The organism is Mucilaginibacter sp. P2_A5, from assembly GCF_056404995.1.
Genome location: NZ_JBFUCY010000029.1, coordinates 51,404 through 74,454, shown reverse-complemented (window position 1 = coordinate 74,454; position 23,051 = coordinate 51,404). Strand labels below are relative to the sequence as shown.

Annotated in this window: 27 protein-coding genes; 18 read left to right on the top strand and 9 right to left on the bottom strand. The window is 42.9% G+C overall.

The window, feature by feature from the left end; all coding sequences use genetic code 11:
* Positions 1-35: 35 nt before the first annotated feature.
* From AC1DXF_RS22480 to AC1DXF_RS22465, 4 genes are all read left to right on the top strand, one after another.
* Positions 36-371: a tRNA-binding protein gene (locus tag AC1DXF_RS22480; protein ID WP_477450943.1), complete on the top strand. Its 336-nt coding sequence runs from the start codon at positions 36-38 to the stop codon at positions 369-371.
* On the top strand, positions 372-848 hold the full coding sequence (locus tag AC1DXF_RS22475) for a nucleoside deaminase (RefSeq protein ID WP_477450942.1): 477 nt from the start codon (positions 372-374) through the stop codon (positions 846-848).
* A 270-nt stretch (positions 849-1,118) separates the two neighbouring features.
* Positions 1,119-1,730 (top strand): superoxide dismutase, encoded by a 612-nt coding sequence (locus AC1DXF_RS22470; protein WP_090641554.1) that lies wholly within the window; start codon positions 1,119-1,121, stop codon positions 1,728-1,730.
* A gap of 64 nt (positions 1,731-1,794) precedes the next feature.
* Positions 1,795-2,823, top strand: a complete 1,029-nt coding sequence (locus AC1DXF_RS22465) for a 2Fe-2S iron-sulfur cluster-binding protein (protein ID WP_477450941.1) — start codon at positions 1,795-1,797, stop codon at positions 2,821-2,823.
* Between the two features lie 29 nt (positions 2,824-2,852).
* Here the strand turns inward: AC1DXF_RS22465 and AC1DXF_RS22460 are convergent, their stop codons facing one another.
* The 5 genes from AC1DXF_RS22460 to AC1DXF_RS22440 form a co-directional block, all read right to left on the bottom strand.
* On the bottom strand, positions 2,853-3,680 hold the full coding sequence (locus AC1DXF_RS22460; protein ID WP_477450940.1) for an N-acetylmuramoyl-L-alanine amidase: 828 nt from the start codon (positions 3,678-3,680) through the stop codon (positions 2,853-2,855).
* Between the two features lie 118 nt (positions 3,681-3,798).
* Positions 3,799-3,942, bottom strand: a complete 144-nt coding sequence (locus tag AC1DXF_RS22455) for a hypothetical protein (protein WP_477450939.1) — start codon at positions 3,940-3,942, stop codon at positions 3,799-3,801.
* Entirely contained in the window at positions 3,920-4,219 is a 300-nt protein-coding gene (locus tag AC1DXF_RS22450) for a VOC family protein (protein WP_477450938.1), read from the bottom strand. The genes AC1DXF_RS22455 and AC1DXF_RS22450 overlap by 23 nt, the downstream gene beginning before the upstream one ends.
* 149 nt (positions 4,220-4,368) lie before the next feature.
* The gene (locus AC1DXF_RS22445; protein ID WP_477450937.1) at positions 4,369-6,378 is read right to left on the bottom strand and encodes a TonB family protein; all 2,010 of its coding nucleotides are present in this window, start codon (positions 6,376-6,378) and stop codon (positions 4,369-4,371) included.
* A 2-nt stretch (positions 6,379-6,380) separates the two neighbouring features.
* Positions 6,381-6,752: a BlaI/MecI/CopY family transcriptional regulator gene (locus AC1DXF_RS22440; RefSeq protein ID WP_090638409.1), complete on the bottom strand. Its 372-nt coding sequence runs from the start codon at positions 6,750-6,752 to the stop codon at positions 6,381-6,383.
* Between the two features lie 165 nt (positions 6,753-6,917).
* On the opposite strand from AC1DXF_RS22440, the gene AC1DXF_RS22435 reads away from it, so the two are divergent.
* Together AC1DXF_RS22435 and AC1DXF_RS22430 are read left to right on the top strand one after the other, a co-directional pair.
* The gene (locus AC1DXF_RS22435; RefSeq protein WP_477450936.1) at positions 6,918-8,321 is read left to right on the top strand and encodes an MBL fold metallo-hydrolase; all 1,404 of its coding nucleotides are present in this window, start codon (positions 6,918-6,920) and stop codon (positions 8,319-8,321) included.
* Positions 8,322-8,509: 188 nt separating this feature from the next.
* Positions 8,510-8,743 (top strand): hypothetical protein, encoded by a 234-nt coding sequence (locus AC1DXF_RS22430; RefSeq protein ID WP_477450935.1) that lies wholly within the window; start codon positions 8,510-8,512, stop codon positions 8,741-8,743.
* An 84-nt stretch (positions 8,744-8,827) separates the two neighbouring features.
* Here AC1DXF_RS22430 and pyk read toward each other — a convergent pair whose 3' ends face one another.
* On the bottom strand, positions 8,828-10,264 hold the full coding sequence (gene pyk, locus AC1DXF_RS22425) for a pyruvate kinase (RefSeq protein ID WP_477450934.1): 1,437 nt from the start codon (positions 10,262-10,264) through the stop codon (positions 8,828-8,830).
* 66 nt (positions 10,265-10,330) lie between these two features.
* On the bottom strand, positions 10,331-10,756 hold the full coding sequence (locus AC1DXF_RS22420) for an IPExxxVDY family protein (protein ID WP_477450933.1): 426 nt from the start codon (positions 10,754-10,756) through the stop codon (positions 10,331-10,333).
* A gap of 147 nt (positions 10,757-10,903) precedes the next feature.
* On the opposite strand from AC1DXF_RS22420, the gene AC1DXF_RS22415 reads away from it, so the two are divergent.
* The 3 genes from AC1DXF_RS22415 to rnc are packed head-to-tail and all read left to right on the top strand — an operon-like array spanning position 10,904 to position 13,149.
* Complete coding sequence (locus AC1DXF_RS22415) at positions 10,904-11,140, top strand: acyl carrier protein (protein WP_031266521.1); 237 nt, start codon at positions 10,904-10,906, stop codon at positions 11,138-11,140.
* 19 nt (positions 11,141-11,159) lie between these two features.
* Positions 11,160-12,413: a beta-ketoacyl-ACP synthase II gene (fabF, locus tag AC1DXF_RS22410; protein WP_477450932.1), complete on the top strand. Its 1,254-nt coding sequence runs from the start codon at positions 11,160-11,162 to the stop codon at positions 12,411-12,413.
* A 10-nt stretch (positions 12,414-12,423) separates the two neighbouring features.
* Positions 12,424-13,149, top strand: coding sequence for a ribonuclease III (gene rnc, locus AC1DXF_RS22405; protein ID WP_090638385.1), 726 nt, complete (start codon positions 12,424-12,426; stop codon positions 13,147-13,149).
* A gap of 12 nt (positions 13,150-13,161) precedes the next feature.
* On the opposite strand, the gene AC1DXF_RS22400 is transcribed toward rnc, so the two are convergent.
* Positions 13,162-13,938: a hypothetical protein gene (locus AC1DXF_RS22400; protein ID WP_477450931.1), complete on the bottom strand. Its 777-nt coding sequence runs from the start codon at positions 13,936-13,938 to the stop codon at positions 13,162-13,164.
* Positions 13,939-14,181: 243 nt separating this feature from the next.
* Here AC1DXF_RS22400 and AC1DXF_RS22395 point away from each other — a divergent pair, with 243 nt between their 5' ends.
* The 9 genes from AC1DXF_RS22395 to AC1DXF_RS22355 all read left to right on the top strand — a co-directional run bounded on the left by AC1DXF_RS22395 (position 14,182) and on the right by AC1DXF_RS22355 (position 21,338).
* Positions 14,182-15,057 carry a YicC/YloC family endoribonuclease gene (locus AC1DXF_RS22395; protein ID WP_477450930.1) on the top strand — a complete coding sequence of 292 codons (876 nt, stop codon included), beginning with the start codon at positions 14,182-14,184 and terminating at the stop codon, positions 15,055-15,057.
* Between the two features lie 90 nt (positions 15,058-15,147).
* Entirely contained in the window at positions 15,148-15,717 is a 570-nt protein-coding gene (gmk, locus tag AC1DXF_RS22390) for a guanylate kinase (protein ID WP_477450929.1), read from the top strand.
* A 35-nt stretch (positions 15,718-15,752) separates the two neighbouring features.
* A complete protein-coding gene (locus tag AC1DXF_RS22385; protein ID WP_477450928.1) occupies positions 15,753-16,136 on the top strand; it encodes a four helix bundle protein in 384 nt (127 codons plus the stop codon).
* Between the two features lie 30 nt (positions 16,137-16,166).
* Complete coding sequence (gene nadD / locus AC1DXF_RS22380; protein ID WP_477450927.1) at positions 16,167-16,739, top strand: nicotinate (nicotinamide) nucleotide adenylyltransferase; 573 nt, start codon at positions 16,167-16,169, stop codon at positions 16,737-16,739.
* Between the two features lie 29 nt (positions 16,740-16,768).
* Positions 16,769-16,951: a hypothetical protein gene (locus AC1DXF_RS22375; RefSeq protein ID WP_090638363.1), complete on the top strand. Its 183-nt coding sequence runs from the start codon at positions 16,769-16,771 to the stop codon at positions 16,949-16,951.
* 4 nt (positions 16,952-16,955) lie between these two features.
* Positions 16,956-17,249, top strand: a complete 294-nt coding sequence (locus tag AC1DXF_RS22370) for a type II toxin-antitoxin system RelE/ParE family toxin (protein WP_477450957.1) — start codon at positions 16,956-16,958, stop codon at positions 17,247-17,249.
* 38 nt (positions 17,250-17,287) lie between these two features.
* Complete coding sequence (locus AC1DXF_RS22365) at positions 17,288-17,887, top strand: MiaE family protein (RefSeq protein ID WP_477450926.1); 600 nt, start codon at positions 17,288-17,290, stop codon at positions 17,885-17,887.
* A 22-nt stretch (positions 17,888-17,909) separates the two neighbouring features.
* Positions 17,910-18,611, top strand: a complete 702-nt coding sequence (locus tag AC1DXF_RS22360; RefSeq protein WP_477450925.1) for a LytR/AlgR family response regulator transcription factor — start codon at positions 17,910-17,912, stop codon at positions 18,609-18,611.
* Positions 18,612-19,010: 399 nt separating this feature from the next.
* Positions 19,011-21,338: a T9SS type B sorting domain-containing protein gene (locus tag AC1DXF_RS22355; protein WP_477450923.1), complete on the top strand. Its 2,328-nt coding sequence runs from the start codon at positions 19,011-19,013 to the stop codon at positions 21,336-21,338.
* Between the two features lie 110 nt (positions 21,339-21,448).
* Here AC1DXF_RS22355 and AC1DXF_RS22350 read toward each other — a convergent pair whose 3' ends face one another.
* Entirely contained in the window at positions 21,449-23,050 is a 1,602-nt protein-coding gene (locus AC1DXF_RS22350; protein ID WP_477450922.1) for an FAD-dependent monooxygenase, read from the bottom strand.
* Between the last annotated feature and the right edge of the window lies 1 nt (position 23,051).

Genomic DNA, 23,051 nt, shown 5'->3' with positions numbered 1-23,051 from the left:
TTGATTCTCCTCTACATGTTTTTACCTTTGCCCCTATGGAAACCATCACCTGGCAAAATTTTGAGCAAGTAGAATTGCGGGCAGGGACCATATTGGAGGCCCTTGATTTTCCCGATGCGCGTAAGCCTGCTTTTAAGGTGAGGGTTGATTTTGGCGAATTTGGCATCAAATGGTCGAGCGCGCAAATTACTAAACACTATACAAAGGAAGCACTTGTTGGCAGGCAGATTTTGGGTGTGATCAATTTCCCTAAAAAACAGATAGGTAAATTCATGTCGGAGTTTTTGATAACCGGCCTTGCCGATGAAAATGGCGACATTGTGCTGGCCGCTGTTGATAAACCTGTGCCCAACGGCAGTAAACTGATTTAAATGAGGTATATAAATTTCGAAGACGAACCCGCCATATCCCCCGACGATTTTTTTATGGGCGAGGCCTTAAAAGAGGCACGCTACGCGCTTGAGGAAGACGAGATACCGATTGGCGCCATTGTAACGTATGGCGGCAAAATTATCGGCCGCGGCCATAACCTTACCGAACGCCTTAACGATGTATCGGCCCATGCAGAAATGCAGGCGCTTACGGCGGCGGCAAACTCCATGGGTGGTAAATACCTGCAAGGCTGCACTTTGTACGTTACTATGGAACCCTGTGTAATGTGTGCCGGGGCATCCTACTGGTTCCAGGTAGCGCGGATAGTTTTTGGCGCCTATGATGTTAAGCTGGGTTTTGGCAGGCTTAACCAAAAAATAACGCACCCCAAAACCGTAATCACCGGCGGCATCCGCGAAAACGAATGCTCGGAGCTGGTGAAGAATTTTTTCAGGGGGAAGAGGGGTAAACTTTAGTTGATGGTTCATAGATCATGGTTCATGGCTGCGTAGTAGGAATTTGGGTCCAAGGGATATAAACGAGGGTTATTGCAAAGTTTAGTAATGTAGCAATCCGGCTATGAACCGTTAACTATGCACTTCCTACTATGAACCATCAACCATGATCCATGAACTTCTGCCCATGAACTTTCTTACGACACAACCTTGACAATATTTTTAGAACAAAAAGTAAAATCTACTCTTATATTTGTTACATAACAATCATTAAACTTTAAAATTGTAATTATGGCATTTACACTACCGGCGTTATCCTACGCTACCGATGCATTGGAACCGCACATTGATAAACTTACTATGGAAATTCACCATGGTAAACATCACCAGGCTTACGTTACTAATTTAAATAAAGCCCTTGAAGGTAAGCCAGAAGCTGATAGCAGCATTGAGGATATCATCAAAAACATTTCAAAATTCGCGCCTGCTGTACGCAACAATGGTGGCGGTCACTACAACCACACCCTGTTCTGGACTTTGCTTTCGCCAAATGGTGGCGGCGAACCTACAGGTGCCTTAGCTGCTGCAATTACCAGCACTTTTGGTTCAATTGCCGATTTAAAAACTAAAGTTAACGAAGCCGGTGCAACCCGTTTTGGATCGGGCTGGGCATGGTTAATTGTTACTGCTGATAAAAAACTGGCAGTTTGCTCAACTCCAAACCAGGATAACCCTTTAATGGATATTGCCGAAGTAAAAGGCACACCAATTTTAGGTATCGATGTTTGGGAACATGCTTACTATCTTAAATATCAAAACCGCCGTCCTGATTATCTGGCAGGCATCTGGAGCGTAATCAACTGGGCACATGTTGCCGAGCTTTATGCAAAAGCAATAGCTTAATTTTTAAGCAGACATTAAAACAGAAACGGCCCCGTACAACGCAACGGGGCCGTTTTTTTAACATATGACCACCGATATACTAAAGCTTAAAGTTGAGCGAATTAAATGGGAAACCCAGGATACGGCTACCTTTTACCTGTCCAATGTATCCGGCGGGCCCGTCAGTTATAAAGCAGGGCAATTCCTGACATTGGTATTTAACCACCATAACGAGGAAATCCGCAGGTCATACTCTTTGAGTTCGTCGCCAGATGAACCTTTGCTTTCCATCACCATAAAACGTATCAGCAATGGTGAGATTTCGCGTTTTATGCTTACCAAAATAAAGGCCGGCGATGTATTGAATGCACTGGCGCCCGCAGGCAGGTTTATAGTAAGTGGCTATGAACAAGACAAATCCATATTGTTTTTTGCGGGAGGAAGCGGCATCACCCCAATATTTTCGCAGGTAAAATATATCCTGAACCGGCCGGGCAAAAGCAGGCTTACACTTATTTACAGTAACCAGGATGCCAACTCCATACTATTTAAAAACGAGCTTGACCAGCTGGCCGCCCGGCACCCTGGTAGATTTAACATCATCCACCTGCTAAGCAGCGAAGCCAACCGCCTTAATGCCGATAGGGTTGAAACCTTAATCCGGCAATTAGTAACAACAGAACTGGAAAAGGCTGAATTTTATCTCTGCGGGCCATTCCCATACATGCGGATGATCCGCTTTGCGTTGATATATATGGGGATTGAACCAAACAAGATCCGCCGGGAGAACTTCGTTTTAGAGACGGTTGCAGTAACCGGCACTGCTACCAGTTTCCCTCCACGCAACATCAGGATAAGGTTTAAAGAAGAATGGCATGATTTGCCCGTAGGCGAAAATCAATCAATCCTGCAAGCGGCATTACAAAACAACCTGCAGCTTCCATACAGTTGCCGCAATGGCGTATGCTCAACTTGCACGGCCAGGTGTATCAGTGGCCAGGTGATTATGGTAAAAAATGATGTGCTCACTGATGCCGATATAACGTCTGGCCTGGTACTGACCTGCACCGGACACCCGGTAAGCGACGGTGTAGAGATATCCTTTGAGGACTAGTTTCTTAAAAAAAGGAAGACAATTTTCTCTCAATACTTCCTGTACACATTATATAATACATTCAAATCAAGCTGGCCCATAACGGGACTGTCTTCTACCTGAACAAAATGACGTTTAAAGGCGGTTATGGCGGCGGGCAGGTTACTGGTATCATAACCTATCAGGCGCAGGGCGGTAGCATAGTCAAAGTTGTCGGGCGGAAGTTCAAGCAGTTCATCGCTCCAGTATCCGAAGCCTTTGGTGGCCAGTAACTTCCAGGGAAATAACGGCCCCGGATCGGGCTTACGAGCCGGGGCAATATCCTGGTGGCCGATGAAGTTGGCTGTTGGAATGTTATAAGTTTTTTTAAGCTGTGCCAGCAGCGCCAGCAGGCTTTTCACCTGTATATCATTAAAAGGCTCGTGCCCGTTGTTATCAATTTCGATACCTATCGAGCAGCTGTTCATATCGGTAATGCTGCCCCACTTGCTGATGCCGGCCTGCCAGGCGCGCAGGTAATCGTTTAGCATGTGGTATACCTTACCATCCTTGCCTACTACATAATGGGCACTCACCTGCGGCCTTACCAGTGTAAAGGTTTTGAGGGTTTGTTTGGCCGAATCCTGGGCCGTAAAATGGATGATCACATAATTAGGTTTCCGGGCGTTAAAGTTCACGGTACCAACCCATTCGCTGGGAATCTGGACACCCAGGCTATCCTGTAGCATGGCCGGCTGTTCACGGGATATCACTTCAAGTACTGAGTCCGTTTGGTGTTTGTACACCTTGTTGGTAAGGGCGTAAGGCCCTTTAGGCGAGCAGGATGCAAGGCCTGCGGCTAAAGCGAAGGCCGATAAAAGGAAAGCGATATTTTTCATGCACGGGTAAGCTTAATGCTAAAGTAAGCAAATAACGCTTAACGCCCTAAGATGTTCTGACGTGCTCCATATTGGCATACCATCTTCCGGCATTTGCCGTCATATTGCCGCTGACCGATTAAAGCACCTGGTTAAACTCCAGCCGTTCGCCGTCGGGCCCGGTGATATTGAAATATTTGCACCCATTTTTCCAAAACTGAAGAAACACAGGTTCGGGCTCTAGTACGTTAAACCCGGCTTCAGCCATTACTTTGAGCTTCATCGATGTCGGGCACGTCAAATGCCACGTGGTCGATATGGCCGTTACCCCTCGCCCGGATTTCTGACAAGCCGGCCTCAGGTAGCTGGTACAGTTCCATGATCATATTACCTCGTTGCATCATCACACAAGTACCGCTGCCACCATTGTCGGTAAAAGGCGCCTCCATTACTTGATTAAACCCAAGCCGCCCATAAAATAATTGCGATGCGGTTAGGTCGGTGACCGGAATGCCTATGTGCTGTATAGCGTTAATGGTTAAATTGAGGGCGTTGTTCATAGCAGGTGGTATTTTGCTTTCAGGCTTTATAACGTTGTAAGCAAAATTAAAAGATTTATACGGTAAATAAGTCTTAAATGAGTGCAAGTCAAATAACCTATGCTGCCGAATCAACCATCTGCATATCTGCACATTTGAAATCTGCACATCTATTTCTTAGTTGTGATTTTAACCACGCCGTTGATGCCTTTGTCGCCATATATGGCGATTGCTGATCTGTCTTTTAATATATCAATACTTTGAATGCAGTTTACAGCGATGTTTTTTACACCGGCGGCGGCTATCTCTTTGCCATCAAGCAAATAAAGCGGCTCGTTGGTCTTGCTGTCTCTGCTCATAGTGAAATAGCCTTTGTAATCGGCATTGCCTGCAATATGGCCTTTAGATGTATCCTGTGAGGTTGCAACTCCTTTGTAAGATGGCGTTTTATCTTTTAATAGTATTACTTTGCCCGTTTTATTTTCTGTGTTTTTCACGGGCTTGTTATCATCGGCCAGTTTAAAGCTGATAGGGACAGAATATTGTACCCGCACTGCTTTGCCTTTTTGCGTACCAGGCGACCATTTGGGCGACATTTCCAGTACTCTAAGCGCTTCGGCGTCAATATCGGGGCTTACTCCCCTGACAATTTTGTTGCCCGATAGCGAGCCGTCCTTTTCAACCACAAATGTAATAATCACCCGGCCTTGTATTCCTTTTTCGCGGGCATCTTTGGGGTAACGGATGTTTGATCCAAGGAATTTGACAAATGCCTCAACCCCTCCGGGAAATTCGGGCAAGTGCTCAACGGAAGAAAGCACGCTATTGGTTGAATTGGGCGGTAATTGCTCAACTACAGGTGGCGGATTGCCTTGCTGGCCTGCGTCCGCTGTTTTATCGTCCTTATCTAAAGCAAACGTTATAGGTACAGAAAACTGCGTGCGTACTTTATGGTGATTTTGTATCCCTGCTTTCCAGGCGGGCGACAGTTTTAAAACCCTTATCGATTCAGCATCAATTTCGGGGCTTACGCTGTGCAGCACGCTGATATTTGACAGGCCGCCGTCTTTTTCTACAATAAAGGTGCAAATTACCCGTCCCTGGATGTGCTGTTCCCTGGCTGTTGCCGGATACCGGATATTTGATGCTATAAATTTACCGAAAGCCTGAATACCTCCCGGAAACTCGGGCAATGTTTCTACCGATGAAAACACAACGTCGTTTGTAGTATCGGCCAGATTTTTAATTTCGGCACCTTTTACCGGTTCGGTTTTACCAAGTACGGTTGATAGATCGACCTGTGCGGCCGGCGTAATAAAAATCTCCTGTGCTTTACTGTTGATAGCCGTAACGGTTTGGCTATTATTGATGGTAGCAGAAGACAGGATTAACATTAAAATGAACAATGGTGCGGATAACCCATACTTAATAAGCCTGACACGCTGCGATTTGTTTTTTTGCAGCATCATGATGCGCTGTTTTAATAAACTATGGTTAAAAAAAGGATTTACCAGCCGGTGGGTTGGCGTGTTAAACGTTTGGCTTAATAGTAATAAAGCATATTCGGCTTTATTGGTGCCTGCCAGTACGGCCTGCCTGTCGGCGATGTATTCGTGGATATGCTTAATTGCAATACGGTACAGGTAAACAACCGGGTTAAACCAGTTAATGATCATCACCATTTCTACAAGCAGCACATCGGCCGAATGCCATTGCTGCGCGTGTACTTGTTCGTGCGCTTCAATAGCGGCGTTATCCGGGCTATCTTCACTTAGTTTTACCGTTTTAAAAAATGAATAGGGAACCTCGGCTTTGGGCATCCGCATAACCCGGCGCAGTTTAAACAATTGCAGCGTAAGCTTTGCCGATAAAATCAAAATGCCCAGCAAATACAGGAAAGCCAAAATTTCGCCCATTTTAAGGTGGCTGTTTTCTGTTGCACTAAACTGGTATTGAATAACTGGAATGCTATATATAGTATATTTTACCTGCTGGGTTATAAAAAGGTTTTGCACCCAATCGGCCTGTATAACGGGTATAAAAAATGACAGCAATGCTGCCGTGACAAGATAAATCCTGTTTAACTGAAAAAAGGTTTCCTTACGCAGCAACAAAACATAAAACGCATAAAATAAAACCAGGTAAATGTTTACCAGTAATAAATATTGCCACCAGCTCATAGCTATTTGTCTTTAAGTTTTTCAATCAGTTTCATGATCTCATCAGCCTCTTTAAGGTCAATCTTCTCTTTTTTTACAAAAAATGAAAGCATGCGGTTAACCGAATTGTCAAAATATCCGCTCAACAATTTATCCGAGGCAAAATCCTGGTATTGATCTTTACTTACTATCGGGTGGTATTGGTGGCTTTTGCCAAATGCTGTGTGCCCTACAAAACCCTTTGTTTCCAGGATTCTGATAATGGTCGATACTGTGTTATATGCCGGTTTGGGTTCGGGCAACATGTCAATCACATCTTTTACATATGCTTTTTCCAGTTGCCATAATACCTGCATTAATTGTTCTTCGGCGCGGGTTAACTCTTTAATTTCCATGTGCTTTGTGTAAAAAGGCCGGTGCTTATTTAAAATCGCACCAGCTTGTCCAATTGGTTAATCTAAGTTATAAACTATAAACCAAAATAACAACTAAAAACTTAGTTTTGTTTTATTAAACATTAAATCGCCATCTTCGTTATGTATACTTTATACCGATTATAAATGAATATAACCTTTCATGGCGCTGCACGTAACGTTACCGGCAGCAAACACCTTATTCGCTTAAATGACGCAACCTCTATTTTATTGGATTGCGGCATGTTCCAGGGCATGGGCGATCAATCTGAAAACCTGAACGAGCATTTCGGTTTCGACCCTAAAAAGGTTGATTATATGGTACTGTCGCACGCGCATATAGATCATTGCGGATTAATACCCCGGTTAGTTGCCGAGGGTTATAATGGCCCCATTTATTGCACGCCGGCTACTATGGACCTTACCCGCATCCTCCTGATGGATTCGGCGCATATCCAGATGCAGGACGCGGAGTATAGCAACAAACACCGCGCACGTAAAGGGTTGCCCTTGCTTGAACCACTTTATACGGATAAAGAAGCTATAGATGCACTAAGGTTATTTAAGATTGTGGAATACAATGAAGAATTTGAAATAACACCGAAGGTGAAATTAAAGCTCACGGATGCCGGCCATATTTTAGGTAGCGCGGCTGTACATTTAGCTATTACCGAAGATGGCAGGCTTACCAATATTACCTTTAGCGGCGATGTTGGCCGCTACGACGATATGTTGCTGAACGACCCGCAACCGTTTGCCCAGGCCGACTATATTTTGCTGGAATCAACCTACGGCGATTCATTGCACAAAGACCAGGGCCCGATTGAGGAAGCTTTACTGGAGATTATTAAACAAACCTGCGAGGTAAAAGGAGGGAAGGTAATTATTCCGGCTTTTAGTGTTGGCCGCACACAGGAACTGCTATACGCGTTAAATGCTTTGGAATTAAAAGGCACACTGCCTGATTTGCGTTATTATGTAGATAGCCCCCTATCAGAAAAAGCTACTGATGTTTTAATGAACCACCCGGAGGTTTATAATAAACAGGTAAAGCAAGTATTAAAAACCGATGCCAATCCTTTCGGTTTTAAAGGATTGCGTTTTATCCAGTCGACCGAAGAATCAAAGGCGCTGAATAATGATCCGCGGCCATGTGTTATCATCTCCTCATCGGGCATGGCCGAGGCAGGGCGGGTGAAGCATCATATTAAAAATAACATCAACAATAATAAAAATACCATTTTGATGGTAGGCTATTGCGAGCCGAACTCCCTTGGCGGCCGCTTGCTTGCCGGCGACCATGATGTACATATTTTTGGCGAAACCTACCAGGTTAATGCCGAAGTGCGCTCGATACGCTCCATGAGCGCCCATGGCGATTATGAAGACCTGCTGCATTTTTTGGCCTGCCAGGACCCGGCGGAGGTAAAACAGATATTTTTGGTTCATGGGGAATATAACGTGCAGCAACATTTTAGCGGGAAGCTAAAGGAGAAAGGTTTTGCCCTGGTTGAAATTCCATATCAGCATCAGCGGATAGAGCTAAAATAGCTGTGTACTGAAGGTTAAGTAGGTTAGCTGGTGTGCTTAAATCCCAAAGAGGTTAAAAACACACGCTGAAATAATTAGGATTATTTTATTTTTTTTCTTAATTTAGTTTTTAAGTCACCTACAAACCAATGAGTTAAACAAACAAAGTCCCTGCTTTGAATGTTTAACTCATGCAATCACTTCTATCTATGAAAAAATTCGACATACAGTACACATTAAAAGACAGGCAGGTAAATCTAAATATCCGTACCAAAGCCGATGCTGCAATTAAGGGCGTTTACTACTCGCTTTATATGCATGGAGTTTGGATAGCCAATATTTATAAAACAGGCATGAAACAATATAAAGCGCTTTCATATACCAATGCTTTTAAGCAACATGAACTGGAAGCAATTGGACGGCAGATTGACGTGGCCAGCTAATAGTGTTGTTTTGCTACCTTTAAAAACAAAAGCGGGTAATGCATAAACATTACCCGCCTTTTATATAAAGCTAAACTTTTATTATTATTCAATAACGCTTACTTTAAGCATATTGGTTTTGCCTTGCTTAATAATTGGAACAGCGGCAGTATTTATCACCACATCACCAGATTGTATAAGATCTGCTGTTTTAAGGATGTTGTTTACATCGCTAATGGTATCATCGGTACTTTCCAATTTATCGTAATAAAAAGAGCGTACACCCCAAACCAGGCTAAGCGCATTAAGCAGTTGCTTGTTTGACGTAAATATGTAAGTACTTGCCTTAGGCCGGTGGCTTGATATTTGAAATGCAGTATAACCGGATGTTGTCATAGATACAATACCCACCGCATCGGTACGTTGCGCCAGGTGCACTGCCGATTCGCAAAGTGCGTTACTCAGGTAATTTACGGCAGTAGGATCAACTGTATCCTGTTTTGATGTATTATAAGGATAACCCAGTTCTTCAACATTGCGTACAATTTTAGCCATAGTTTCTATAACAATAACCGGGAACTCGCCAACAGATGTTTCGCCACTTAGCATTACCGCATCGGCGCCATCAAGTACAGAGTTGGCCACGTCGTTAACTTCGGCACGGGTTGGGCGTGGGGTGGTTATCATTGATTCCAGCATCTGGGTAGCTACAATTACCGGTTTTGAAGCCGCGCGGCATTTGCGGGCAATCATTTTTTGCAACAATGGCACTTCTTCCAAAGGCATTTCAACACCCAAATCGCCACGGGCAACCATTACACCATCGGTAGCGGCAATAATTTCGTCTATATTATCAATTGCTTCAGGTTTTTCAACCTTAGCAATAACCTTGGCCGCTTTGCCGCTTTTGGCAATAATTTCTTTAAGTTCAATAATATCCTGGCCGGTACGCACAAATGACAGGCCTATCCATTCCACATCATATTTTAATGCGAATTGCAGGTTAATCAAATCCTCTTCGGTTAAGCTGGGGATAGATACTTTGGTATTTGGCAGGTTAACACCTTTACGCGATGTTAATATACCGCCGTGTACAACCTCGCACATCACGGTATCAAGCCTGTTTGTTTCAATTACCCTTAACTGTAGTTTGCCATCATCCAATAAAATAATCTCATCGGCCTGTACATCCTGTGGGAAGGTATCATAAGTGATGTAAATCTGCTCATCATTGCCAATACATTCCTGGGTAGTAATTTTTATCTGTGTGCCGTTTACTAAGTGGATGCCACCGTCTTTTACTAAACCAATGCGGATTTTAGGGCCTTGCAAATCGGCAAGGATGCCAACATTGGTTTTATATTCGGCATTAATTTCCCTGATGGTATCAATAACGCCTTTATGATCTTCGGGGCGTCCATGCGAAAAGTTAAGGCGGCAAACGTTTACACCAGCCTTTATCATCGCTAATAAAACTTCTTTTTTAGCTGATGCCGGGCCCATGGTGGCAACAATCTTAGTACGGTTATAGTATAATTTCATATTAATCGGGTTAAACTGGCACTGTATTCACATTAGGTGTGATACCAACACTTTTAAAATTTTGCGCTAAAATAACAGATTTTCCCGTGATTTTATTTTTTTCGGATCAATCTTTACTGCTGCAACAATTTCGGGTATTTTATTTAGGGTTGATATCAGGTTATCAAGGTCGGTATCGTCTATATAATTACGCACCATTAAAAAATAATCGGCACTCTTCATTTCGGGCACTAAATAGCCCTCAGAGCCTTTATTGCCTATAAAATAAAAATCTGTTTCGGTGGTTTCCCAATTATAATAGTATTTTGAGAATAAAACGGGCTCGCTCCCGGGGTGGATATCAACAGACAAATCTTCGGTTTTAATAAAATTAAAATTTAAAAACTTGTTGATAAGATAACATATGCGATAATCTTTTAATGAAGATGTTACCGCAATAAGCACAAAATCAAAATCGATCTCAAACTTTAAAAATTTCCTGTTCAAAATCATTACTTTTACCGCGTCAAAAATACAAATCCAAACCGCTCCAATAAAATTTTGTTATCGAAATATATTGTAAAAGTTTTAGATTTGATTATTGACAGAATTTATTTTTCTTTGCACTGAATTTTTATTAATCATTAAACTATAAAGACTATGTCTGATATCGCTTCAAGAGTAAAAGCTATTATCGTAGAAAAACTGGGTGTTGACGAAAGTGAAGTTACACCAGAAGCGAGTTTCACCAATGACCTTGGTGCCGACTCGTTAGACACCGTGGAATTAATCATGGAGTTTGAAAAAGAATTTAACGTGGCTATTCCTGACGATCAGGCTGAAACTATCGGTACTGTAGGTCAGGCTGTTGCTTACCTTGAAAAAAACGTTAAATAAGACTCCCTAACTGGATTAAATGGAGTTCAAAAGAGTTGTAGTAACCGGGCTTGGAGCACTTACTCCAATTGGTAATACCGTTTCTGAGTATTGGAATGGCTTAATCAATGGGGTAAGTGGCGCTGCCTTTATTAAAAGTTTTGATACCACACATTTCAAAACTAAGTTCGCATGTGAAGTAAAGGGCTTTGATGCGGATGGTTTTTTGGGTCGTAAAGATGCCCGTAAATTAGATCCGTTTGTACAATACGCGCTTTTCTCGACAGAGGAGGCCGTAAAAGACGCCGGTTTGGATTTCTCGAAGCTTGATACCAGCCGTATAGGCGTTATCTGGGGTTCGGGCATTGGCGGTTTAAAAACGTTTTTGGATGAAGTTGTAAACTTTGCCAAAGGCGATGGCACCCCACGGTTTAACCCATTTTTTATTCCAAAAATGATAGCGGATATAGCCCCTGGCCATATCTCGATCAAATACGGTTTGCGCGGACCAAATTTTTCAACAGTTTCTGCCTGTGCTTCATCAAACAATTCGCTTATAGATTCATTTAACTATATCCGCCTGGGTAAAGCTAATATGTTTATCAGCGGCGGTTCTGAAGCTATCATTAACGAAGCTGGTATCGGTGGTTTTAACGCTATGCACGCACTATCTACCCGTAATGATGATCCGTCAACGGCATCTCGTCCGTTTGATTTGGACAGGGATGGTTTTGTGGCCGGCGAAGGCGCAGGTACTATAATTTTAGAAGAACTGGAGCATGCAAAGGCCCGTGGCGCTAAAATTTATGCCGAAATGATGGGTGGCGGCATGAGTGCCGATGCTTATCATATGACAGCACCACACCCCGATGGGCTTGGCGCGGCACTGGTGATGCGGTCTGCCCTTGAAGATGCAAACTTAACTCCTGCAGATATTGACTATGTGAATGTTCACGGAACATCAACCCCGATAGGCGATCCGCAGGAAATTAAAGCGATACAGGATGTGTTTGGCGATGATATTTACCGTATAAATATCAGCTCAACCAAATCAATGACAGGTCACCTTTTAGGTGCTGCCGGCGCGGTTGAAGCTATTGCCTCTATATTGGCTTTACAGAATGGTATAATACCCCCTACTATTAACCATTTTACCGATGATCCATCTTTTGATCCTAAAATTAATTTCACCTTTAATGCTGCGCAAAAAAGGGATATTAATATAGTTCAAAGCAATGGGTTTGGTTTCGGCGGCCATAATGCTTCTGTGATATTTAAAAAATACGTAGACTAATTGTGGTTTAATGCCTATCAGCCGGTTATACAAGCTTTATATATCGCCCAATAGAAAATATGTTAAGGTTTTAAATAATTTGCTCGGTTTCGTGCCGGGCAATTTGTCTTTATACCGGCTGGCATTCAGGCACAAGTCGGTTGCCCAAAACGTAAAAAAAGGGGTAAAGAACAGTAATGAACGCCTGGAGTTCCTGGGCGATGCCGTACTGGGCAGCGTTGTGGCCGAAGTGCTATTTAAACTATATCCTTATGAGGATGAGGGCTTTTTAACCGAATTGCGATCAAAAATTGTAAGCCGCAACAATTTAAACGCCCTTGGCCGTAAGCTTGGTTTTGATAAACTGATTGAGTACGATAGCCGCATGCTAAACTCCAGCAGACAGGGCTCGTTGCTTGGCGATGCCTTTGAAGCACTTATTGGCGCCGTTTATTTGGATAAGGGATATGATTTTACCAAAAGCTTTTTGATAAACCATATCATCAAATCGCACATAGATATTCATAAGCTGGAGCAAACCGAAACCAACTTTAAAAGTAAATTAATTGAGTGGTGCCAGCGCCACGGCCGCGATATTACTTTTGAGCTGGTAACCAACCAGGATGGCGAAAACACCAAACTATTTACTGTACAGGCCCTGGTTGATGGGGAAATAACCGGATCGGGCAAAGAATTCAGTAAAAAGAACGCCGAAAAGCTGGCCGCCGAAAAGGCCTGCGAAACACTGGGTATTTAATAAATACTCTTTTTAGTGCTGCCCCGGCTTTGATAGCTTGATTGAATCTGGTTTAATAAACGTTGGCGAATTCAGCAATTCAAGCTTTTCTTTTTCCCCGCTGTTTTTATAGTACTCGTACGATTTTTGGATATGGCTTATCAGGTCGTAATCGTTCCAGCCCTTTAATTCGTCGAACGTTGGCGTATAGTAATTCATAAAACGTTGCGCCTCTGCATCTGATGGTATTTTGGTAACCTGTTTTACAAAGGCCATATTGTATCTCCGGTTCACTTCGGCCTGCTCAATCTCGCCTTTTGAGAATTGGGCAAAGCGTTTGGCCCTGTTGGGCGTTTGGCCAAAAAGTTCATAAATCCCTGTTAACGGGTTGGTTATAAACGATGTTACAGGTGGTTTGCCGGCATAAAAAGTGCCTTGCTTACGATAATCGCCCATGATTTCATTAACCTCCTGTCGCTTGGTTTGGCCTGTGATTTTAACTTCGGCCAATACAATCTGGGGCTGCAGGTACACCGGCATATCGCTGTTATTCAATACTTCTATTTTTTGCGGTGTAAATTTTTCTTTCGAAAACAGCAATGTGTCGCCAACCGAAACTTTAACTGTAAACCAACCAAGGTCATCGCTCATGAGCGTAATATTGGTTCTTAAGTTTTTGATCATTACCTGGCCCACACGCTCGGGTGTGCTTTTTTTTGATATCACCCCTTTTAGGGTAAATTCCTGTGCTGATGCATTTAAAACAAAGCAAAAGCAAACGAGTAACTGCAGGGTAAAACGAATGCGCATTAGTACAAATAAGAACGTAAATATATACAGAGTATTTTACACCAAGTGTGAAAAAGTGTTAAAGAGTAAGTCGGGAAGTTGGAAAGACGGAAAGTCCGAAAGATAAAAGCCGGTTCACTTTTTTATTCCAAGCTTGTTAACTTCGCCAACTTTCCTGCTTTTTTTACTTTCCGTCTTTCCAACTTTCGGACTTCCCGGCTTTCCCGACTTTCGGACTTTGACAACAAAACCCTATCTTTGCACATGATAAAATCCATGACAGGGTATGGAATTGCCAGTTTTGATTCGGGTAATACTAAATACACCGTTGAAATTAAATCCCTGAACAGTAAATTTCTTGAACTTTCGCTCCGTTTGCCTAAAATTTTCTCTGAAAAGGAATTTCAGCTACGTAATGATTGCAGTAAGCTGATTGAACGCGGCAAGGTTAACCTATCAATCAATGTGGAGCAGGCTAATGCCGTTGTAAAAGCAGCCGGCATCGATAAAGTATTGCTTAAACACTATTATCAGCAGCTTAAAGACGTGAGTAATGAGCTTAACGAGCCTGCTACCAACCTGATGCAACTTGCCTTAGGCCTGCCCGAAGTTGTAAAATACGACGAGGAAACGGTATCTGAAGACGAGTGGAAACAGGTTGAAAAAACCTTTCAGCAGGCTTTGGCTGCTTTTCAGCAATTCAGGGCCGATGAAGGTAACGTGTTGGAGAATGATGTAAAATACCGTATTGGTATCATCCTTAAAAACCTGGAATTGGTTGAACTGGAAGATCCTAAACGGATTCCATTGATCCGCGAAAGGCTGAACAACTTCCTGGCCGAGGCCACCAACCGTGAAGCCATTGACCAAAACCGCTTTGAGCAGGAGCTTATTTATTACATAGATAAGCTGGATATCACCGAAGAGAAGATCCGCCTTAAAACCCATTGTGAGTATTTTATCGAAACCCTGAAAAACGCTGATGCCAATGGTAAAAAGCTGGGCTTCATTTCGCAGGAGATAGGCAGGGAAATTAATACCCTTGGCTCAAAAGCCAACGATGCCAATATCCAGAAACTGGTAGTAGGCATGAAGGAAGAATTGGAAAAAATTAAAGAACAACTTTTAAACGTATTATAGTTCATTGGTTCACTGGTTCATTAGTTCATTGGTAACAAGCTGGTGACTATGCGCCGCCAACCACTAATGAACTAATGAACTAATGAACTAATGAACCAAAACGGTAAACTCATCATATTTTCGGCACCATCCGGCGCAGGTAAAACCACAATAGTGCATCATCTATTGAGTATAATACCCGAGTTGGAGTTTTCTATTTCGGCAACTACCCGCCAGGCCCGCGGTGATGAGCAGGACGGTAAGGATTATTACTTTATTAGCCTGGCCGAGTTTACGCACCGTATTGCCAAAAAGCAATTTGTTGAATTTGAAGAAGTTTATACCGGTACCTTTTATGGCACCTTACGCGCCGAAATTGAGCGCATCTGGGCTAAAGGTAAAACGGTAATTTTTGATATCGACGTAGAAGGAGGCCTTCACCTGAAGCGTAAATACGACGGACAGGCGTTAGCTATCTTCGTTCAGCCCCCTTCGTTGGAAGTTTTAATTGAACGTTTAACGGGCCGGGGTACAGATAGCGAAGAAAAATTAAAAGAACGCTTTGCCAAAGCCGAAAAAGAACTAAAATACGCCCCGCAATTTGATATTATCCTCAAAAATTACGATCTTGAAACGGCTTGCAAAGAAGCGGAAGGATTGGTGAGAAACTTTATTAAATAGTTGGCAGTTTTCTGTTTGCAGTTAGCAGCATTAACATGGGGAGTTATAAAGATCTGTTGTTATATAAAAAGAGCTTCTCCCTTGCCATGGAAATATATGCCGTCACAAAGCAGTTTCCGAAAGAAGAAACTTATTCATTAACAGATCAAATCCGCAGATCGTCGCGATCTGTAAATATCTGCGCTATAGAAGCCTATCGCAAACGAAGGTTTCCGAATCATTTTGTGAGTAAGCTAACCGATGTGGATATGGAGAACAGTGAAACACAAGGATGGCTTGAATTTTCGTTAGCCTGCAACTATATTACTAAAGAAACTTATGACAACTTATTTTCACAAACAGACGAAATTGGGCGAATCACGCAATACATGATCAATAACCCCGAAAAGTTTGGGGCCGGAGAAAATGCAAACAAATAACTGCAACCTGCTAACTGAAAACTGCCAACTATGAAAATCGGCTTACTGTTCGGTTCATTTAATCCCATACATATAGGGCACCTTATTATTGCCAATTACATGGCCAACCATACTACCCTGGATAAGGTTTGGCTGGTGGTATCGCCTCAAAACCCGCTAAAAAAATATGGCGACCTGATTAACACTTATGACAGGCTGGAAATGGCCCGCCTGGCCACTGATAATGCTACCAACATTGCGGTAAGCGATGTTGAGTTGAGGCTGCCTCAACCCTCTTATACGATAGATACGCTTGCTCATTTAAAAGAAAAATATCCCGAACACGAATTTGCCCTCATCATGGGCTCAGATAACCTTGGCACCCTGCATAAGTGGAAGAATTATAAACTTATCCTGCGCGATTACCGCATTTACGTGTACCCCCGCCCCGGCTACGAGAACGCCGAGCTGGCCGATCATCCATCCGTAACCATTACCATGACACCGCAGATGGAATTATCGGCAACCTTCATCCGCAAATCCATCTCCGAGAAAAAGAACGTACAGTATTTTGTACCCGATCCTGTTTTGAAATTTATTGAGAGTAAGAGTTTGTATAAGTAAAATCGTATATTTATAAAAAGGAGAGCCGTATGCTTACTAAAGATAAAGTAAAGGAATTGATAGATCACATGCCAGAAACCTTTTCGGTTGATGATCTGGTGGATAAAGTGATCTTACTGCAGAAAATTGAAAATGGCGAGAAAGAAATTGAAGATGGTGAGGGGATAGACTGGGAGGACATGAAAAAAGAGATGGACTTGTGGTTAAAATAATACTATCCAAAACAGCCAGATTAGACTTAAAAGACATTATAGATTACATAAAACGCGATTCTATAAGATATGCGCGACTGGAAAGAATAAAATTGAAGGCACCATAAACAGATTAATTTTACACCCATTAATTGGCCGGGTTGTTCCTGAATTGGAAGATCCGAATTACAGAGAGCTGATTTTTCAAAATTACAGGATAATTTATAAGGTAGCATCTTCCGAAAAAATTTATATTCTTTCCATCCACCATCATTCCCGATCAATAGCTAACAATCCGGCATTCGGGCCAGAAGAATAACCTTTAACCTTTCGCCTACTTCCACTATATTTGCTTTTGTGAGCGAGAAAACCATACTTAAATTACAGTTACCTACCGATCCGCTTTGGGTTAAAAATGTGGTGGAAAGCAATATTGAAGAATTGCTGACCGATCATGCTTTTTGCGAACAGAAGGCCGCCAGTAATGCTATTACTCTCATTGTACAAAATCCCAACTTATCCGACCTGGTGCAGGAAATGGCTCTGTTGGTACAGGAAGAAATGGACCACTTTAAACGGGTACATGATATTATAGTAGCACGTGGTTTTTTATTGGGCCGCGAGCGTAAAGACAATTATGTAAACGAACTACGCAAGTTTATTATCATAGGCGGCGGTCGCGAAGCGCAGCTGATAGACAGGTTATTGTTTTCGGCGATGATAGAGGCGCGCAGCTGCGAGCGCTTTAAGGTGCTATCTGAAAACATTAACGACACCGAGCTTTCCGGGTTTTACCATGAACTGATGATAAGCGAGGCTACACACTATTCGATGTTTATACGCCTTGCCAAAAAATATGCGGTGGAGATAGATGTGGAAATGCGCTGGAAGGAATTTTTGGCTTACGAAGCTAAAGTGATCCAGAACTACGGAAAAAGCGAGACAATACACGGTTAATCCATCTTTATAAATTAAAACTATGCTGCTTAAATGTATCGCAATTGACGACGAACCCCTGGCATTAAAACTTATTGCGGGCTATGTTGCACGTTTTCCGTTTTTGCAGTTGGTAAATACTTTTGAGGATGCCATTTCGGGTGCTGAATTTTTAAAAAACACCCCTATCGACTTGCTTTTTATTGATATCAATATGCCGGATATTACTGGAATTGATCTCGTTCGTTCGCTCAAAGTTAAACCCATGGTAATATTTACCACCGCCTATAAAAACTTTGCGTTTGAAGGTTTTGAACTGGAGGCGCTTGACTATATACTGAAACCTATCGACTTTAAACGTTTTGAAAAAGCCGTTGAAAAAGCGGTTGATTATCACCAGTACAAAACCAAACCCGCCACGGAACAGGCCGACGAAAGCCTTTATGTATACTCGGAATACCGGATGGTAAAGGTTGATTTAAGCACCATTGAGTATATTGAAAGCATGGAGGATTACATTAAAATTCATGTTACCAACGCCAAAACGGTGCTTACGCTGATGCCGTTAAAAAAAGTGCTGGAAAAATTGCCGACAGATAAATTTCAGCGTATTCACCGGAGTTATATTATACCGGTGAATAAGATCCGGTCTATCCAGAACCGTAAGGTTAAACTCACCGATATTGAACTGCCTGTAAGCGAGAGTTATCTTGATTTTGTCAGAAACTGGATGAAATCAAGCTAAAAAGCGTACTAATTGGCGTATATAACCTGTTTTGTCGCTTAAATAAACCTGTTTTTATTTATTCATCTATACAAAATGCCTGTTCGCCGATACACGATTGGTTCGATAAGTATTCAACCGCATCTTTACATCGTTATCTCAACGGCGTTGCAGGGCAAAGTTGGGTAACATACCCTTTTTTCATAATAGTTTCGATAAGGCGTCTGTGTTTAAGATACACAGGCGCTTTCTTTTTCATGGTTTTGCAATTGGTCTGATTTATAGAATTTTATAAATGCACGACTTTGGCAGATTACTACCGCTCAAATGCGTCCCCCCAATTAATTGCCTCAAAATGGCCAGCATGCCTGCCTGCTAAATCCGAACATTTTTGCTATAATTGTTTAACCTAAAGTTGAAATGATTAGGTATAAGCCAATTATAGCCCTGCTGCTATTTTTTTTATTATACACCAATAAGCCAGTGTTTGCGCAGCAGGCCCCAATCATTACGCCCAAGCCACCGGTTATATTACTTCAGCTTGATGCAACTGGCTATTATAAAAATAAAATTGAAGACCTTGCTTTAATCAATAAAAGCACAAATGATTCGGTAAACAGGGCCCTGTTACAGCCCCTTAGTTTCAATTGCAGCGATATCGGCAACCAGTACATTAAAGTTAAGGCTGTTAATAATGGTTTTATAGGAAGCTTAAAACCAAATGCCGTACAATTGCAATATCCAAATGGGGTAGCTTTTGATAGGGCCGGCAATTTGTTCATTTCCCAAAATAGCGGTTTTACTATTCAAAAAATAACGCCCCGAGGCGATGTATCTGTTTTTGCAGGTACTGGGGTACAAGGGTATGCTAATGGGCACAAAACAACTGCAATGTTTGATGCTATGCAGGATATTGTTATTGATTCGGCCGATAATATTTATGTAAGCGATAGTCATAACCGGATCAGAAAGATTACACCCGGCGGCATGGTTTCAACATTTGCAGGCAAAGGAATAGCCGGCGACGCCGATGACCAGGGCGAAAAGGCAATATTTACATACCCAGGTAAAATGGCTATGGACAAGGATCAGAATATTTATGTTGCCGACAGGGGTAATTTTAAAGTTCGCAAAATAAATCCGGAAGGCGTTGTAAGCACACTTGCAGGCGACGGCAGGCAAGGCAATATTAACGGTAATGGCAAAATTGCGCGGTTTGGAGCAATCTGGGGATTAGCAGTTGATGCTGCCAATAATGTTTATGTTGCTGATAATACTTATTTTCAAATTAAAAAGATAACTCCCGATGGCACAGTTTCTGTGTATGCGGGGAGGGGTATTCAGGGAAGCGATGATGGCGATAGATTGAGTGCATCGTTTGTAGCGCCTTTTGCATTAGTATTTGACGCTGATAGCAACCTGTGCGTGGCAGATTTATTTACCATCAGAAAAATAACACCGGATGGTAAAGTAATAACTGTTGCTGGCGATAACGGCAGCTCAAATCCTGTAGATGGTAAAGGCTCCGGTGCCCGGTTTTCGCTTTGTGAAGGCATGGCAATTGATCCCTGCGGAAATCTTTATATTGCTGATTTTAATAATCAGCTTATCAGAAAAATGACGCACGATAATATCATATCCACAATAGCGGGCAACGGGCCATATTTTGTTTATACCGGTAATGTTGGCCCAAGTACTTGTACCTTTTCTACAACCAATGTGCCGGTTTTTGTACAAAGCCGGCCAGCCATCACGTCGGCCTTTGGCGATATAGATGTTACCGACTGTTCAAACCTGGCCAATTATACAATTAAGGCTACTGCTACTGATAACTGCCCTGGCAGTACTATAAGGTTCACGCAATCGCCCGAGGCAAATACCGCACTGCAAAACCGGGTGCCCGTTAAAGTTACGCTTACAGCTATTGATAACTCTGGCGGCAGCAGCAGTATTACTTTTAATGTTACAGCCAAAAGCGATATAGAGCCCCCTGGTCGTTCAGTATCTGTAAGCCCCGCCACGGCATCGGGCTGCCAGGGCGATCCTATTACTTTTACGGCAACAGTAAAAAATCCCGATGCAGGCACCCGGTACCAATGGCTGGTAAACGGGATAAACGCGGGAACAAACACACCGCAATTTGTAGCTGATAATTTAAAAACCGGCGATCTCGTTAATTGCGCGGTAACTACTGGTGGTGGCTGCGGTATTCCAAATCTGGGGCTTGATGCCGCTGTTACTATTAACCCGTATCCAACAATCAATCTTAACCCGGCCGAGCAAATCATAGCGGGTAAAAATATTACGTTTAAGCCTGTTGTTTTTGGCAGTATTGCCGCTTACAACTGGACACCCGCCTATGGTTTGAGCAATCCAAATTCCCAATATGCGGTTGCAAGCCCGCAAAAAACCACAACCTATAAACTAAATGTTATCTCAACAGATGGTTGCGCTGCCTCCAGCTTTGTAACCGTGACTGTTATCAATACTATTACGCCGCCAAATACTTTTAGCCCTAATGGCGATGGGCAAAATGATACATGGAATATTAAGGGATTAGATAGTTACCCGAAATCAGTTACGATGATTTTTAACCGCTATGGTAGTGTAGTGTATAAAAGCACCGGTTATCCCAATCCCTGGGATGGGCATTTTAATGGGAAGCCAATGCCCACAAGTACCTATTATTACACCATCGACCTTAAAAACGGAACGATATTAACGGGATGGGTAATGGTGGTAAGGTAGTGTTAAGGTGCTAATCCCCAGGGGATGGATTGTAGCAGATTTGCGTTAAGATTATTATTACGTGCCTTTAGTTTGTTTATTCCAGCACTATGCTTTTTGCTACAAACCAGCTAGTGCCCACTGAAAAACCCTACCACATTCTGCAAATAATTATCCATCATATCTATATCCACCACATCATTCAAAAAGCCGATGTGCATGTCCGGGCGTACAATGAGGGCTTTTTTTTGATTTTCTTTGATCTCGAAAGCATCAAACACATGTTGGTTTTTGGCCGATAGGGGCAAGTAAAAAAAGTTAAGGTTGGCCGGATACTTTTGGGTTATCCATTTAGCAAGGGTAAAAAGGTCAATTTCCTGTAGTTTGCCAAGGGCTATCATCGTGAAGCCTGGTTTACTGCACCATTCATGCAGGTCGGTTTCCTGTTGTTTTTTCTCGTCGAAAACTTTGAGGTAGGGTAATCTGTCGCCTGCTTTTATTTGAGTAGCATGGCTCAGGTTCAGGCTAATCTGGCTATCACGATAGCTGATGCCGGTTTGCGATACCCGCTTAAAAAACGTTTGCCGCGATGCGGGCTTCCCCCATGCCCTTTTTAGCAATATTGGCAGCAGCCATTTTTTAAATAGCCCAACAAACCAGTTGCGCGACAGGATCATTTTAAAAATCCGGTCGGTAGTGTTTAACAATTCCCGCGCCACTGGCATGCGTTCGGCGGCATAACTATCTAAAATGGATTCTTTTAATTGGTTATTAACAACGCCTGCTAATTTCCAGGCTAGGTTGTAGGCATCCTGCAAACCCGTATTCATACCCTGCCCGCCAACCGGCGAATGGATATGGGCAGCATCCCCTATTAAAAAACAACGCTGCTCCCTGAATTTACCTGCCATGCGGTGATGTAGTTTATAGGTAGCAAACCAGTTGGTATGCGCTATTTTGATGCCGGCCCCGGTTATGGTATCCAGGTAAGGTATTACATCGTCCATTTGCAACCCTTCGCGGTTGTCAAACTCATTGGGCAGGTTGCCAACAATACGGCAATAATGCTCTTCGGGCATCAGGAAAAAACCAGCGAATCCTTTTTTTGATAAATACAGGCTCACTTTATCGCCCAAAACAGCCTCTATTTTAACATCGGCTACATAAAACTGGTGCTGGTAGGTATCGCCATTAAAAGTTAATTGTAAGTGTTTGCGGATGGGGCTGCGTGCACCATCTGCGGCTATCAACCAATCGCAGGTAAGGGTTTGCGTATCCGTGCCGGTTTGCAGTATCACGGTCGCCTTTGAGGCATCCTGCTTCGCACTTATTAACGTAGTATTCCAGTAAACCGGACAGCAGTTAAGCGTTAAATAATCAAGCAGCAGGCGCTCGGTTTTGCTTTGCTGATACATATAAATGTAGGGGAAAGCTGTTTGCCCTTCGCCAATGCCATCAAGGGCTAAGGACGCCACTTCAAGTCCCTCCTGGTTAATAACTGCCCCGGCGACTGCTTTGCTGCCGACAAGCACCCGGTCAATAACGCCCATCTGCCTGAAAATCTCCATCGAGCGGGCCTGTACAGCCAATGCTTTTGATTTATCAGTAGGCCCTTGTTTGCTATCAATAATCACGGGCTGCACCCCATAGCGCAATAGCTGGGCGGCCATCATTAATCCCGATGGACCGGCGCCTACTATCAACACCTGGGTATGTTGCTGTGTAATCTGCATG

What these genes read in the sequence shown, in the direction of transcription:
- nadD (WP_477450927.1), top strand. Translation starts at nt 16,167, where the DNA reads ATGAAAATCGGCTTACTGTTCGGTTCATTTAATCCCATACATATAGGG.
- AC1DXF_RS22355 (WP_477450923.1), top strand. Translation starts at nt 19,011, where the DNA reads ATGATTAGGTATAAGCCAATTATAGCCCTGCTGCTATTTTTTTTATTA.
- AC1DXF_RS22400 (WP_477450931.1), bottom strand. Translation starts at nt 13,938, where the DNA reads ATGCGCATTCGTTTTACCCTGCAGTTACTCGTTTGCTTTTGCTTTGTT.
- AC1DXF_RS22430 (WP_477450935.1), top strand. Translation starts at nt 8,510, where the DNA reads ATGAAAAAATTCGACATACAGTACACATTAAAAGACAGGCAGGTAAAT.
- AC1DXF_RS22435 (WP_477450936.1), top strand. Translation starts at nt 6,918, where the DNA reads ATGAATATAACCTTTCATGGCGCTGCACGTAACGTTACCGGCAGCAAA.
- AC1DXF_RS22440 (WP_090638409.1), bottom strand. Translation starts at nt 6,752, where the DNA reads ATGGAAATTAAAGAGTTAACCCGCGCCGAAGAACAATTAATGCAGGTA.
- rnc (WP_090638385.1), top strand. Translation starts at nt 12,424, where the DNA reads ATGCCTATCAGCCGGTTATACAAGCTTTATATATCGCCCAATAGAAAA.
- gmk (WP_477450929.1), top strand. Translation starts at nt 15,148, where the DNA reads ATGAACCAAAACGGTAAACTCATCATATTTTCGGCACCATCCGGCGCA.
- AC1DXF_RS22360 (WP_477450925.1), top strand. Translation starts at nt 17,910, where the DNA reads ATGCTGCTTAAATGTATCGCAATTGACGACGAACCCCTGGCATTAAAA.
- AC1DXF_RS22460 (WP_477450940.1), bottom strand. Translation starts at nt 3,680, where the DNA reads ATGAAAAATATCGCTTTCCTTTTATCGGCCTTCGCTTTAGCCGCAGGC.
- fabF (WP_477450932.1), top strand. Translation starts at nt 11,160, where the DNA reads ATGGAGTTCAAAAGAGTTGTAGTAACCGGGCTTGGAGCACTTACTCCA.
- AC1DXF_RS22475 (WP_477450942.1), top strand. Translation starts at nt 372, where the DNA reads ATGAGGTATATAAATTTCGAAGACGAACCCGCCATATCCCCCGACGAT.
- AC1DXF_RS22415 (WP_031266521.1), top strand. Translation starts at nt 10,904, where the DNA reads ATGTCTGATATCGCTTCAAGAGTAAAAGCTATTATCGTAGAAAAACTG.
- AC1DXF_RS22375 (WP_090638363.1), top strand. Translation starts at nt 16,769, where the DNA reads ATGCTTACTAAAGATAAAGTAAAGGAATTGATAGATCACATGCCAGAA.
- AC1DXF_RS22445 (WP_477450937.1), bottom strand. Translation starts at nt 6,378, where the DNA reads ATGAGCTGGTGGCAATATTTATTACTGGTAAACATTTACCTGGTTTTA.
- AC1DXF_RS22420 (WP_477450933.1), bottom strand. Translation starts at nt 10,756, where the DNA reads ATGATTTTGAACAGGAAATTTTTAAAGTTTGAGATCGATTTTGATTTT.
- pyk (WP_477450934.1), bottom strand. Translation starts at nt 10,264, where the DNA reads ATGAAATTATACTATAACCGTACTAAGATTGTTGCCACCATGGGCCCG.
- AC1DXF_RS22480 (WP_477450943.1), top strand. Translation starts at nt 36, where the DNA reads ATGGAAACCATCACCTGGCAAAATTTTGAGCAAGTAGAATTGCGGGCA.
- AC1DXF_RS22450 (WP_477450938.1), bottom strand. Translation starts at nt 4,219, where the DNA reads ATGAACAACGCCCTCAATTTAACCATTAACGCTATACAGCACATAGGC.
- AC1DXF_RS22470 (WP_090641554.1), top strand. Translation starts at nt 1,119, where the DNA reads ATGGCATTTACACTACCGGCGTTATCCTACGCTACCGATGCATTGGAA.
- AC1DXF_RS22455 (WP_477450939.1), bottom strand. Translation starts at nt 3,942, where the DNA reads ATGAAGCTCAAAGTAATGGCTGAAGCCGGGTTTAACGTACTAGAGCCC.
- AC1DXF_RS22395 (WP_477450930.1), top strand. Translation starts at nt 14,182, where the DNA reads ATGATAAAATCCATGACAGGGTATGGAATTGCCAGTTTTGATTCGGGT.
- AC1DXF_RS22350 (WP_477450922.1), bottom strand. Translation starts at nt 23,050, where the DNA reads ATGCAGATTACACAGCAACATACCCAGGTGTTGATAGTAGGCGCCGGT.
- AC1DXF_RS22465 (WP_477450941.1), top strand. Translation starts at nt 1,795, where the DNA reads ATGACCACCGATATACTAAAGCTTAAAGTTGAGCGAATTAAATGGGAA.
- AC1DXF_RS22385 (WP_477450928.1), top strand. Translation starts at nt 15,753, where the DNA reads ATGGGGAGTTATAAAGATCTGTTGTTATATAAAAAGAGCTTCTCCCTT.